Genomic DNA, 12,111 nt, shown 5'->3' with positions numbered 1-12,111 from the left:
CAGAAGATATAAAGACGTGAAGCCGGGGAAAGGTGTAGCGCGGAAATAAAACGGAAAGCAGGAGTGCATAGAAGATGGCAGACAGATTTGAAGTGGGCGATGAGATTAAAATGAAGAAGCCTCATCCATGCGGAAGTCATGAATGGGAGATTTTGCGAGTCGGTGCAGATTTCAGGCTGAAATGTCTGGGATGCGGCCATCAGGTGATGGTGCCACGGAGACTGGTAGAAAAAAATACCCGGGAAATTCGAAAAAAGGGTTGAAACACCCGGATATGTGTGATAAGATAAGTACTCGTGATGTACTGCCCGGCAACGGGTATCATTCAAATTCCTTGTTTCCGAACCATATCGGAAGCCAGAGACCATAAGGAGGTGCAAGACATGAACAAGTATGAATTGGCAGTAGTTGTTAGCGCTAAGATCGAAGACGACGCCAGAGCCGCAGTAGTAGAAAAGGTTAAAGACCTGATTACTCGTTTCGGTGGAAATGTAACTGACGTTGATGAATGGGGTAAGAAGAGACTTGCTTACGAAATTCAGAAAATGAAAGAGGGCTACTACTATTTCGTTCACTTCGATGCTGAGGCAACTGTTCCTGCAGAGATCGAGCAGCGTATGCGGATCATGGACAATGTTCTCAGATATTTATGCGTAAAACAGGAAGCATAAGAAAAGAGAGGTATATATGAATAAGGTAGTTTTGATGGGTAGACTGACAAGGGACCCGGAAGTTAGATATTCTCAGGGAGAGAATCCACTGGCAATCGCCAGATTTACACTGGCTGTAGACCGCAGATTCAGAAGAGACGGCGAGCAGAGCGCAGATTTCATTAACTGTGTGGTATTCGGACGTTCCGCAGAATTTGCAGAGAAGTATTTCCGTCAGGGAATGCGCGTAAGTGTCAGTGGAAGAATCCAGACCGGAAGCTATACGAATCGTGATGGCGTGAAAGTCTATACAACAGAAGTTGTAGTAGAAGAGCAGGAATTCGCAGAAAGCAAGGCTTCCAGCGAAGCAAATGCAGGTTATCATGCACCGGCTTCTAACCCGACACCAGGACCGGCTCCGAGTGCGGACGCAGGTGATGGATTTATGAATATCCCGGATGGAATTGATGAAGAGCTACCGTTTAATTAGTTCCTTTACCATTATATAAGGAGGATATGCAAGATGGCTTACGAAAAAGGTAAATCAGAAGGCGGTTTCAGAAGAAGAGGCCCGGTTCGCAGAAGAAAAAAAGTCTGCGTATTCTGTGGAAAAGAAAATAATGAAATCGATTATAAAGATGTAGCAAAGCTTAGAAAATATGTTTCTGAGAGAGGTAAGATTCTTCCGAGAAGAATTACCGGAAACTGCGCAAAACATCAGAGAGCTCTTACCGTAGCAATCAAGAGAGCACGTCACATCGCTCTTATGCCGTATACAGCTGAGTAATCAGAGCGGTAGAAGCGCTTAGAAAGCAATAGCGGCCGTCACTGTAAGAATACAGTGGCGGCTTTTTGCATGGCTTGACTTTTGCAAGGGCAGAACGTAAGATAGAATGAGTACAGAATATCAAAAAGGACAAAAATCAAGAGCAACGGAGCATAGGACCGACAGTAATAAAAACAGTGAAAGAACAGTGAGTCTTACAAGAGGAAGAAAGAGGAAGTAATGAGAAGATTTGAATTGATCGCACCCTGCCATTTTGGAATGGAGGCAGTTTTAAAACGGGAAATCCTGGATCTTGGATATGAAATATCGCAGGTAGAAGATGGAAGGGTTACATTTATCGGAGATGAAGAGGCCATCTGTCAGGCAAATATATTTTTGAGAACTGCGGAAAGAATTCTGGTTAAGGTGGGCAGTTTCAAGGCGGTGACCTTTGAGGAATTGTTCGATAAGACCAAAGCACTTCCATGGGAAGAGTATATTCCGGAAAATGGAAAATTCTGGGTGAAAAAGGCTTCTTCTGTAAAAAGTAAACTGTTCAGTACGTCTGATATCCAGTCTATTATGAAAAAAGCCATGGTGGAACGGATGAAGAGTAAATACCATAAAAGCTGGTTTGAAGAGGATGGAGCAGAATATCCGGTGCGCGTTTTTCTGATGAAGGATCAGGTGACGATCGGTTTGGATACCTCGGGAGAATCCCTTCACAAAAGAGGATACCGTAAACTGTCCGGTAAAGCGCCGATTACGGAGACATTGGCATCTGCGTTGATCATGCTGACACCCTGGAGGGCAGACCGGATCCTGGTCGATCCGTTTTGCGGAAGCGGAACATTTCCGATCGAGGCAGCGATGATGGCGGCTTCGATTGCACCGGGAATGAATCGTTCTTTTACGGCGGAGGCCTGGACGAATCTGGTGGCGAAAAAGCAGTGGTATGACGCGATGGATGAGGCAAATGATCTGGTAAAACGTGATGTGGAAGTGGATATCCAGGGCTATGACATCGATGGAGATGTGATTAAGGTGGCCAGAGAAAATGCACAGGTGGCAGGTGTGGATCATATGATTCATTTTCAGCAGCGCGCGGTGAAAGATTTGAGCCATCCGAAAAAATATGGTTTTGTGATCACCAATCCTCCTTATGGAGAGCGATTAAATGAAAAAGAAACTCTGCCGGCATTGTATCGGGAATTTGGAGAAAGTTTCAAAAAGCTGGATTCCTGGTCCGCATATATGATCACGTCTTATGAGGATGCAGAGCGGTATTTTGGACGCAAAGCAGATAAAAACCGTAAGATTTACAATGGAATGATTAAGACCTATTATTATCAGTTTCTGGGACCGAAACCGCCCAGAAAGCATCGGGAGGAACGATAGATCATGGGGAAAAGAATTGTATTTGCTACAGGAAATGCACATAAAATGATAGAGATCCGACAGATTTTAGAAGATCTGGGGATGCCGGTGATTTCGATGAAAGAAGTGGGCGTAGATCCGGAAATTATAGAAGACGGAACAACCTTCGAGGAAAATGCACTGATCAAGGCGCGTGAGGTTGCAAAGCTTCTTCCGAATGATATTGTGCTGGCGGATGATTCCGGTCTGGAAGTGGATGCCCTGAATAAAGAACCGGGGATTTATTCAGCCAGATATGCGGGAGAAAACACCTCTTACGAGATAAAAAACCAGTTGATCCTGGATCGGGTGAAAGATGTTCCAGAGGAAAAGAGAACCGCAAGATTTGCCTGCGCGGTGGCAGCAGTGTTCCCGGATGGTACGGAAAAGGTTGTGCGCGAAAATATGGAAGGCCGGATTGCGTATGAGAGTGCCGGTGCCAATGGATTTGGCTATGATCCGATTTTTTATCTGCCGGAATATGGCTGTACTTCAGCAGAATTGTCCCCGGAGGATAAAAATGCCATTAGCCACAGAGGAAAAGCACTTCGTGCGATGCGTGTTGTGATAGAAGCGAAAGAATAGAATAGATAAGGCGATAATTCGGAAATCCGGAAGGAAAGTACAGAGTAACCAGAGAAGAAAAATTATAGGAAATGAAAGAAATGAGAACGTTAATAATAAGTGATACTCACGGAAGACATGAAGGAGTCGATGAGATCCTGGAGCGTGAGGGAGAGTTTGATATGCTGATCCATCTGGGGGATGTGGAAGGCGGAGAAATCTATCTGGATGTGATGTTTGAATGTCCAAAATATATTGTGCGCGGAAATAATGATTTTTTTGCACCCCATCCGTATGAAGAAGAGTTTGATCTGGGACCGCATCATATCATGATTACCCACGGACACCATTATCATGTGTCAACCGGACCGGAAATTTTAAAAGAAGAAGCATTGTCGATCGGGGCGGATGTGGTGATGTTCGGGCATACACACCGGCCGTATTTTGAACAGGATGAGGATATTACGGTGTTGAATCCGGGAAGTGTGTCCTATCCGAGACAGGAAGGCAGACGGGGAAGCTATATGATTATGGAAATGGATGAAGAAGGGGATTTGAAATTCGAGCAGAAATTTTTGTAGGAAAACTATGGTTCTTTGTGCAAAATCACGGTGAAAAACGAGGAAAAGCATGGCGAGAGGTGCTGAAAAGGCCTTCAAAAAAATATTTTGAAAAAAATGAAAATTTTTGTTGACATTATGGATTCTCTGTAATATAATAATTCTTGCGTCGCGGGGTACTAAAGAAATCGCACAAACGACATGCGACTGACGGGGTGTGGCTCAGCTTGGCTAGAGCGCCTGGTTTGGGACCAGGAGGTCGCAGGTTCGAATCCTGTCACCCCGATTTGTGCGGGTGTAGTTCAATGGTAGAACACCAGCCTTCCAAGCTGGATACGTGGGTTCGATTCCCATCACCCGCTTTCCTGTAACAATATAAGTTATAAGGATTCAATAGCGAGAGAAAAAGTCTTTCTGAGTCTGTAGCTCAGCTGGATAGAGCAACGGCCTTCTAAGCCGTAGGTCGAGGGTTCGAATCCCCCCAGGCTCGTCATGGTGGGTATGGTGCAGTTGGTTAGCGCGCCAGATTGTGGTTCTGGATGTCGTGGGTTCGAGTCCCACTACCCACCCTTTTAAGTCTGATTGATGGGCTATCGCCAAGCGGTAAGGCACAGGACTTTGACTCCTGCATTCGCTGGTTCGAATCCAGCTAGCCCAGTTTTGGGTAGCTGAAAAGTGAACCATTCAAAATTAAATATGGGCGTGTAGCTCAGGTGGTAGAGCACTTGACTTTTAATCAAGTTGTCCGGGGTTCGAATCCCCGCACGCTCAGGACTAGTAAAATGGCGGAAAACCTTGTAAACAATGGGTTTTCCGTTATTTTTATGTATTCCTGTTAGCACCACTTAACACCACAGAAACGCACAGGAAAACGTGGTAAATGCGTGGTGAAAATGGTGTTGCGTGGTAAAAGCGTGGTACAAAATCATGCCTTTTTTAGGTAGGTATCCAGCCGATCCAAAGCGGTAGAAATAAGCGAAAACAGGGAGATAGTTCGAAAACAAAACTGGCTTGCTTAAATTTTGATAAACTGGCTGTTTGAATCGAACCAATATTGCGGTAAAGTAAGTGCAGTCGTAAATAGGGCAAACAAATGAGGAAAGAGGTAATACTATGAATTCTAATTTAAAGAAAATTGTGATGACAGCACTTTTTGCCGCATTGGCTTGTGTAGCAACCATGTCAATCCGTATTCCTACACCGGGAACCAGCGGATATATCCATCCGGGAGATGCAGTTGTAATCTTGTCCGGCGTGATTCTGGGACCGGTATATGGTCTGCTGGCAGGAGGAATCGGTTCTGCGATGGCGGATCTGTTGGGAGGATATTTTGTCTATGTACCGATTACATTTGCAATCAAGGGACTGATCGCTCTGGTATCTGCTCTGATCTATCAGAGTGTTGGAAAGAATTCCAAGTCACGTTATGTAGCCGTAATTTTAGGTGGCGTGATTGATATTATCTTTGTAGCAGGTGGATATTTTGTATGCGAATCCTTCCTGTATGGAGCATCAGCAGCGGCAGCAAGTATTCCGGCAAATATTATCCAGGGAGTCGGCGGACTGGTTCTGGCAGCAGTATTGTATCCGGTATTGATGGCGGCTCCGGATATGAGACAGATGGCTTATGAAGTAAAGCAGAAATAAAAAAGGTTCTGCCGCGGTTGACACGTCAAGAGCGCATGGTGTATAGTATACAGGTACGACATTTGCGGTCATGGCGGAATGGCAGACGCGCTGGTCTTAGGAGCCAGTGGGCAACCGTGTGGGTTCAAGTCCCACTGACCGCAGAGAAAAAGTGATGAGATTTGGCACTATATATTGGTGACAAATCTCATTTTCTATTTATTGAAAAAATGTAAAAGCGCCGGATATAATGGGGATAGAAACAAGGAAAGAGATTGATTGGCCAATCATACCTCTGCAAACGATGGGTAAAATGAGGTGTGAAATCAATGAAAGAAAAAGTACAGGTATTTGGACGTTTTTTAAGCGGAATGGTAATGCCAAACATTGGCGCGTTTATCGCGTGGGGACTCATTACGGCACTGTTCATTGAAACCGGATGGTTCCCGAATGAAACATTTGCAAAACTGGTAACACCGATGTCGTCGATGTTGCTTCCACTTTTGATCGCATATACAGGCGGGGAAGTGGTAGCCGGAAAACGAGGCGGAGTGATCGGTGCGATTGCGACCATGGGTGTGATTGTCGGAAGCGATATTCCGATGTTTATCGGGGCAATGATCGTGGGACCGCTTTCAGCCTGGATTTTAAAGAAATTCGATCAGGCGATCGAGGGACATACACCGGCGGGATTTGAAATGCTGGTCAATAATTTTTCACTGGGAATTATCGGTGCAATTCTGGCACTTCTGGCGATGAAGGGAATTACACCGCTGGTAAACGGATTAAATGAAGCGATGAGAGCCGGCGTGGGATTCTTCGTGGATCACAGACTGCTGCCATTGACCAGCGTATTTATTGAACCGGCAAAGGTTCTGTTCCTGAATAATGCCATCAACCATGGAATTTTATCACCGATGGGAATTCAGCAGGTAGAGGAAGTCGGAAAATCTATTTTCTTCCTGCTGGAAGCGAATCCGGGACCGGGACTTGGCGTCCTTCTGGCATATTGTATTGCGGGAAAAGGAAGCGCAAAGAGTTCTGCACCTGGGGCAGTGATTATCCATTTCTTCGGTGGAATCCATGAAATTTATTTTCCATATATTTTAATGAATCCGTTGCTGATCTTATCGACGATCGCAGGAGGAGCAAGCGGAATTTTCCTGTTTAATTTGTTTGGAGTAGGTCTGACGGCACCGGCTTCACCAGGAAGTATTCTGGCGATTTTGATGATGGCGGAACGGCACAGTTATCTGGGATTGGTTGTGGGAGTCGTTGTATCTGCCGCAGTTTCTCTCCTGATCAGCCTTCCGATTCTGAAATTTATGGGAAAAGATACATCCCTCGAAGAAGCGCAGCAGAAAAAAGATGCCATGAAACAAGCGTCCAAAGGAATGGACAGTGGCGTTGCAAAAGCTGATGTGAAAGAAGATGGATTAGAAGAAACAGCCGGAAAATACGTTGAAGAAAATGGAAAAGCAGAAAAAATAAGAAAAATCGCGTTTGCCTGTGATGCAGGAATGGGTTCCTCTGCCATGGGAGCCACAGTCCTGAAAAAGAAGCTGGCTGCGGCGGGATTACAGGGAATAGAAGTCATTCATACACCGGTATCTTCCATACCGAAAGATGTTCAGATCGTTGTAACGCATCAGGAACTTGGCGAACGCGCTGCGCACAGTAATCCCAATGCAGAACTGGTGCTGATCACCAATTTCCTTGCAGCACCGGAATATGAGATTTTAGTGGAGGATTTGAAAAGACGGGCAGCTCAGTAGAAGCTGTGAAAATGCACAGCAATCCGCGGAATCCATATAAAAACAGAAAAGAAGATTCGGAAATATTTTGAAAAAACGCAAGAATGGATTGACATTTTTGAAAACTCTTCTTATACTGATAACAGTAAATAGAACAGGGGAGCTTGTGTAACAGGCTGAGAGGAAATTCAGAATTTCGACCCTTATACCTGATTTGGATAATGCCAACGTAGGAACGGATCATAACTGTATGAAGATTGCGGAAGATACCTTGGCGTATCTTCCGTTTTTTCGTTCGTTGTTTAGAGACAGTATACAATCCCGGTATGTGTCTGAAAACACTTCCGATGATTTTTTCTGGCAACGGGCAAAAGTCTTAAATCCTGTGGATTTGACCGATTGGGGATATTTACGGAATGAAAAAGGAATACGGATGAAGTTGAGAGTGAACAGGAGTTCATGAAGGGGTGCACCACCACGGGTGTATTACTTTGTGAACTCTTTTTTATTCATGACAATCGATGTTTGCGGAGTCCCAACCGAAGTGGAATGTAGATGACATGATAACTTGAGTAACAGAGATCCGGGAAAGGAGAAACACATGAGAATAACAGTCAATGGAAATGAGATTCAGATGGAAGAGGCAAAAAGCGTAGAAAGCTATCTGCTGGCAAGCGGATATCAGATGAAGCGGATCGCGGTGGAATTAAACGGGGATATTCTTCCGAAATATCAATATTCAGAGACCATGTTAAAAGATGGTGACAGCATGGAAGTTGTAACATTTGTAGGAGGAGGCTGATAAAATGGGCAGCAGATTGACAAAAGAAGAGATTCAGGCAGCGCTTAATGAACGCCATTCTCCGGAGGTTCAGGACATGCTTTCCAGAGGAAAAGTGGCCATTGCAGGTCTTGGCGGTCTGGGTTCGAATGTAGCATATGCGTTGACACGGATCGGAGTCGGACATTTGCACCTGGTGGATTTTGATCGGGTGGACATTACGAATTTGAACCGCCAGCAGTATTTTATGGAAGATATCGGAAAGTACAAAACGGATGCCTTGGAAGCGCTGTTGAGAAAAATCAATCCCTATCTGGATATTCAGACGGATTGCGTGAGAGTGACAGAGGAAAATGCAGCGGATTTGTTTCAGGATGCGGATATTGTCTGTGAAGCCTTCGATAATCCGGAGGCAAAGGCCATGCTGGTCAATGAGATTCTGGAAAAATTTCCGGAAAAGAAGCTGGTGTCAGCCACAGGAATGGCAGGATTTGGCAGCAGTAACACAATCGTAACCAGACGGATGACGAAGAACTTTTATCTGTGTGGCGACAGGGTGTCTGAGCCGTCTTACGGAAAAGGTCTGATGGCACCGCGCGTTGCGATCTGCGCGGCGCATGAGGCAAATATGATTACCCGTCTGCTTCTCGGAGAAGAAGAAATCTAGGAAAGGTCGCTCAAGGTGAAGTTCAGAAAGCACATGAAAAATGAGCAACAGAAAATGTAGAGACGGCGAAAGCACAACGAAGTCGGAGAAAGCTGTAACGAGAGCGGAAAACCACAGCGAAGACGCCGAAAGTGCAAAGAAGACAGCGAAAGCAAGAAAAATAACAGAATAAGACAAGAGAGGAAACGACGATGGGAAAAAAAGACGACAAACTGGTATTGGGAGGACATGAATTTACCTCCAGATTTATTTTGGGATCCGGAAAATTTTCACTGGATCTTGTGAAAGCGTGTATTGAAAAAGCAGATGCACAGATCATCACTCTGGCACTTCGCCGTGCCAATGAGGGCGGACTGGCAAATATTCTGGATTACATTCCGGAAAATGTAACCTTACTGCCAAACACATCCGGTGCAAGAAATGCGGAAGAGGCTGTACGGATTGCAAGGTTATCCAGAGAGCTGGGATGTGGAGATTTCGTAAAGATTGAAGTGGTTCATGATTCCAAATATTTACTGCCGGATAATTACGAAACTATTAAAGCGACGGAAATCCTGGCGAAAGAGGGATTTGTGGTCATGCCGTATATGTATCCGGATCTGAACGTGGCAAGGGATCTGGCAAATGCAGGAGCAGCCTGTATTATGCCGCTGGGTGCACCGATCGGTTCCAATAAAGGTCTGTGTACCAAAGATTTTATCCAGATTCTGGTGGATGAGATTGATCTGCCGATCGTAGTGGATGCGGGAATCGGACGTCCGTCTCAGGCCTGTGAAGCGATGGAAATGGGTGCGGCAGCCGTCATGGCAAACACGGCGATCGCGACAGCCGGAGATGTAGCTGTTATGGCAGAGGCCTTTAAGAAAGCCATCGAAGCAGGAAGAAGTGCTTACTTATCCGGACTTGGCAGAACCATGGAACGGGGCGCATCTGCATCCTCTCCACTGACAGGATTTCTTCAGGATTAGGAGGCACAGAACATGACAGATGTAACAAAAAGAGCAAAAGATGTCAGTGCCGATGCACATATCAATGAAAGTATTTTGAGTGAAGAGATTCTGGAAGATCAGAAGAAAAACCGGATTGATCACATGACCTATCTTCCGGGTATGGAAGAGATTCCGTCGGATGTGATGGATCAGGTCGTTTCTGAAATGAAAAAATTTGACTACGATCGTTACACGGCGGCAGATGTAAAACGAGCTCTGGCTCATGACGTGCGGACACCGGAAGATTTTCAGGCACTGCTGTCACCGGCTGCTCTGCCGTTCCTGGAAGAAATGGCACAGGCTGCACAAATGGAAACGCGAAAACATTTCGGAAACAGTGTCTATATGTTTACACCGATCTATATTGCAAATTATTGTGAGAATTACTGCATTTACTGTGGATTCAACTGCCATAATAAGATCAACAGAGCCCAGTTAAATGCGGAGGAAATCGAGAAGGAAATGCAGGCGATCGCAGAGACCGGGCTGCAGGAAATCCTGATCCTGACCGGAGAGAGCCGCAGCAAATCCACAGTGGAATATATCGGAGAAGCCTGCAAGATCGCACGGAAATATTTCAAAGTGATCGGGCTGGAGATCTATCCGGTGAATTCTGATGAATACACGTATTTACATCAGTGTGGCGCAGATTATGTGACGGTGTTCCAGGAAACCTACAATTCGGATAAATACGAGACCCTGCATCTGGCAGGTCATAAGCGGATCTTCCCTTATCGCGTCAGCGCTCAGGAGCGGGCGTTGATGGGCGGCATGCGCGGAGTCGGCTTCGGAGCACTGCTGGGATTGGATGATTTTCGGAAGGATGCCTTTGCAACGGGATATCATGCTTATTTATTGCAGAGAAAATATCCTCACGCAGAGATCGCATTTTCCTGTCCGAGACTGCGTCCGATCATCAACAACGACCGGATCAATCCCATGGATGTTCACGAGCCGCAGTTGTTGCAGGTAGTCTGTGCGTACCGGTTGTTCATGCCGTATGCGAGCATTACGGTATCTACCAGAGAGTGCGAAAGAGTGCGGGATCATCTGGTACAGATTGCTGCTACAAAGATTTCGGCGGGAGTCAGCACGGGAATCGGAAGCCATGTGGAAGATATTGAGGATAAGGGAGATGACCAGTTCGAGATTTCAGACGGACGTTCCGTGGATGAAGTGTACGAGGCGTTGCTGTCAAATCATCTGCAACCGGTCATGAGTGATTATATTTATGTGTAAAATGGAAAGCGTAGGTGAGAGTGTGCTGACAGGCACACCCACACAAAATGTAAAAGTTGTGCCAGACGGAGCGAGTGGTAAAAAAAGTGAAGAGTATGTAAAGTACACCGCATTTCACCCGGTGCTTGCCATTTCAAATCGAAGCCTGTGCGAGCGCCCGTTCTTAGAACAGATTGAACGCGTCTGCAAGCTTCGGCCGGACGCGCTGGTTCTGAGAGAGAAAGATCTGAGTCCGCAGGAATATAAAGAACTGGCAGAACAGGTGCTGGAAATTTGCGGGGAATATCAGGTTCCCTGCATTTTGCACAGTTTCTGGAAAGAGGCGCTGGAACTGGGATGCAACCAGATCCATCTGCCACTGCATTTGCTGAGGGGGCTGGATCCGGAAGCAAAAAAAAAGTTCCGGGTGATCGGAACCTCGATCCATGCGGTCGAAGAAGCGGTGGAGGCTCAGAGTCTGGGCGCCACCTATCTGACTGCCGGCCACATTTATACGACGGACTGTAAAAAAGGGCTGGCACCCCGTGGACTTGAGTTCTTGCGACAAGTCTGTGAAAGCGTGGAACTTCCGGTCTTTGCCATCGGCGGGATCAAATTTGACCCGGAGCAATGGCAGGAAATCAGGGAGGCAAAGGCAGTCGGAGGCTGTATTATGTCCGGGATGATGCAGGTATAAAAATAGCCATTATCATCCCACAATTTGTATTGGAGCAGAAATACAAGACGATCGTAAGTGATGGATATGAGGTAGACAGTATTGTAAAAAATATTTCGCTGATTGATCCGAATAAAAAGTTTGTCGAAGGAAAGACGTTGATCTTTTTTGATGAGTTACAGGAGTTCCCGGACATCGCGACTGCGTTGAAAGCGTTTCAGATGGACGGCAGATATGATGTGATTTGCAGCGGGTCTTTGCTGGGATTGAATTATAAAAAGATTCATAGCAACAGTGTGGGGTATAAAACTGGCAGATGCAAATGCAGGAATGGCAGATAACGTATATACATTTCCGTATTTCTGCGCATTCTTGCTGAAGAGATATCTGAGAGAAAGATAGAAACAAGCAGAATCCTCACCGGGAGGATTCTGCTTGTTCTGT

The 12,111-nt window shown here is 45.8% G+C and carries 15 protein-coding genes, 7 tRNA genes and 1 riboswitch; all 22 genes read left to right on the top strand.

Annotated features, from left to right (window positions below; all coding sequences use genetic code 11):
• The first annotated feature begins 74 nt into the window (after positions 1 to 74).
• The 22 genes from KGMB01110_RS06245 to KGMB01110_RS06140 all read left to right on the top strand — a co-directional run bounded on the left by KGMB01110_RS06245 (position 75) and on the right by KGMB01110_RS06140 (position 12,008).
• Positions 75 to 263: a DUF951 domain-containing protein gene (locus KGMB01110_RS06245; RefSeq protein WP_117603199.1), complete on the top strand. Its 189-nt coding sequence runs from the start codon at positions 75 to 77 to the stop codon at positions 261 to 263.
• Positions 264 to 383: 120 nt separating this feature from the next.
• Positions 384 to 671, top strand: a complete 288-nt coding sequence (rpsF, locus tag KGMB01110_RS06240; protein WP_117603198.1) for a 30S ribosomal protein S6 — start codon at positions 384 to 386, stop codon at positions 669 to 671.
• A gap of 16 nt (positions 672 to 687) precedes the next feature.
• On the top strand, positions 688 to 1,140 hold the full coding sequence (locus KGMB01110_RS06235) for a single-stranded DNA-binding protein (protein WP_119297831.1): 453 nt from the start codon (positions 688 to 690) through the stop codon (positions 1,138 to 1,140).
• 33 nt (positions 1,141 to 1,173) lie between these two features.
• Positions 1,174 to 1,437 carry a 30S ribosomal protein S18 gene (gene rpsR / locus KGMB01110_RS06230; RefSeq protein ID WP_117603196.1) on the top strand — a complete coding sequence of 88 codons (264 nt, stop codon included), beginning with the start codon at positions 1,174 to 1,176 and terminating at the stop codon, positions 1,435 to 1,437.
• Positions 1,438 to 1,656: 219 nt separating this feature from the next.
• Positions 1,657 to 2,814: a THUMP domain-containing class I SAM-dependent RNA methyltransferase gene (locus KGMB01110_RS06225; protein WP_117888826.1), complete on the top strand. Its 1,158-nt coding sequence runs from the start codon at positions 1,657 to 1,659 to the stop codon at positions 2,812 to 2,814.
• Between the two features lie 3 nt (positions 2,815 to 2,817).
• On the top strand, positions 2,818 to 3,417 hold the full coding sequence (locus KGMB01110_RS06220; protein WP_117603194.1) for an XTP/dITP diphosphatase: 600 nt from the start codon (positions 2,818 to 2,820) through the stop codon (positions 3,415 to 3,417).
• A gap of 80 nt (positions 3,418 to 3,497) precedes the next feature.
• The gene (locus KGMB01110_RS06215) at positions 3,498 to 3,977 is read left to right on the top strand and encodes a metallophosphoesterase family protein (protein ID WP_117603268.1); all 480 of its coding nucleotides are present in this window, start codon (positions 3,498 to 3,500) and stop codon (positions 3,975 to 3,977) included.
• A 190-nt stretch (positions 3,978 to 4,167) separates the two neighbouring features.
• A tRNA-Pro gene (locus KGMB01110_RS06210) sits at positions 4,168 to 4,242 on the top strand.
• A 5-nt stretch (positions 4,243 to 4,247) separates the two neighbouring features.
• Positions 4,248 to 4,318: transfer RNA gene (locus KGMB01110_RS06205), tRNA-Gly, on the top strand.
• 54 nt (positions 4,319 to 4,372) lie between these two features.
• Positions 4,373 to 4,446, top strand: a tRNA-Arg gene (locus KGMB01110_RS06200).
• A 5-nt stretch (positions 4,447 to 4,451) separates the two neighbouring features.
• A tRNA-His gene (locus KGMB01110_RS06195) sits at positions 4,452 to 4,525 on the top strand.
• 17 nt (positions 4,526 to 4,542) lie between these two features.
• Positions 4,543 to 4,614 (top strand) — tRNA-Gln (locus KGMB01110_RS06190).
• A gap of 40 nt (positions 4,615 to 4,654) precedes the next feature.
• Positions 4,655 to 4,727, top strand: a tRNA-Lys gene (locus KGMB01110_RS06185).
• Positions 4,728 to 5,069: 342 nt separating this feature from the next.
• The gene (locus KGMB01110_RS06180) at positions 5,070 to 5,603 is read left to right on the top strand and encodes an ECF transporter S component (protein ID WP_117603193.1); all 534 of its coding nucleotides are present in this window, start codon (positions 5,070 to 5,072) and stop codon (positions 5,601 to 5,603) included.
• Positions 5,604 to 5,667: 64 nt separating this feature from the next.
• A tRNA-Leu gene (locus tag KGMB01110_RS06175) sits at positions 5,668 to 5,746 on the top strand.
• A gap of 165 nt (positions 5,747 to 5,911) precedes the next feature.
• Complete coding sequence (locus tag KGMB01110_RS06170; RefSeq protein ID WP_119297830.1) at positions 5,912 to 7,357, top strand: PTS mannitol transporter subunit IICB; 1,446 nt, start codon at positions 5,912 to 5,914, stop codon at positions 7,355 to 7,357.
• 125 nt (positions 7,358 to 7,482) lie between these two features.
• Positions 7,483 to 7,590: riboswitch (TPP riboswitch) on the top strand.
• Between the two features lie 347 nt (positions 7,591 to 7,937).
• Complete coding sequence (thiS, locus tag KGMB01110_RS06165) at positions 7,938 to 8,138, top strand: sulfur carrier protein ThiS (RefSeq protein WP_119297829.1); 201 nt, start codon at positions 7,938 to 7,940, stop codon at positions 8,136 to 8,138.
• Between the two features lie 4 nt (positions 8,139 to 8,142).
• Positions 8,143 to 8,784, top strand: a complete 642-nt coding sequence (gene thiF, locus KGMB01110_RS06160) for a sulfur carrier protein ThiS adenylyltransferase ThiF (RefSeq protein WP_117603180.1) — start codon at positions 8,143 to 8,145, stop codon at positions 8,782 to 8,784.
• Between the two features lie 191 nt (positions 8,785 to 8,975).
• Positions 8,976 to 9,752, top strand: a complete 777-nt coding sequence (locus KGMB01110_RS06155; RefSeq protein WP_117603179.1) for a thiazole synthase — start codon at positions 8,976 to 8,978, stop codon at positions 9,750 to 9,752.
• A gap of 12 nt (positions 9,753 to 9,764) precedes the next feature.
• Positions 9,765 to 11,012 (top strand): 2-iminoacetate synthase ThiH, encoded by a 1,248-nt coding sequence (gene thiH / locus KGMB01110_RS06150; protein ID WP_119297828.1) that lies wholly within the window; start codon positions 9,765 to 9,767, stop codon positions 11,010 to 11,012.
• Positions 11,005 to 11,688, top strand: coding sequence for a thiamine phosphate synthase (locus tag KGMB01110_RS06145; RefSeq protein ID WP_243112686.1), 684 nt, complete (start codon positions 11,005 to 11,007; stop codon positions 11,686 to 11,688). Before thiH ends, KGMB01110_RS06145 begins: the two co-directional genes overlap by 8 nt.
• On the top strand, positions 11,622 to 12,008 hold the full coding sequence (locus tag KGMB01110_RS06140; protein WP_119297827.1) for an AAA family ATPase: 387 nt from the start codon (positions 11,622 to 11,624) through the stop codon (positions 12,006 to 12,008). The genes KGMB01110_RS06145 and KGMB01110_RS06140 overlap by 67 nt, the downstream gene beginning before the upstream one ends.
• Positions 12,009 to 12,111 lie beyond the last annotated feature (103 nt).

It is taken from the genome of Mediterraneibacter butyricigenes, from assembly GCF_003574295.1.
In the GTDB taxonomy this organism is placed as follows: Bacteria; Bacillota; Clostridia; order Lachnospirales; family Lachnospiraceae; genus Mediterraneibacter_A; species Mediterraneibacter_A butyricigenes.
Note: the sequence above shows the minus strand (reverse complement) of the source record. Positions and strands in the feature narration are given on the sequence as shown.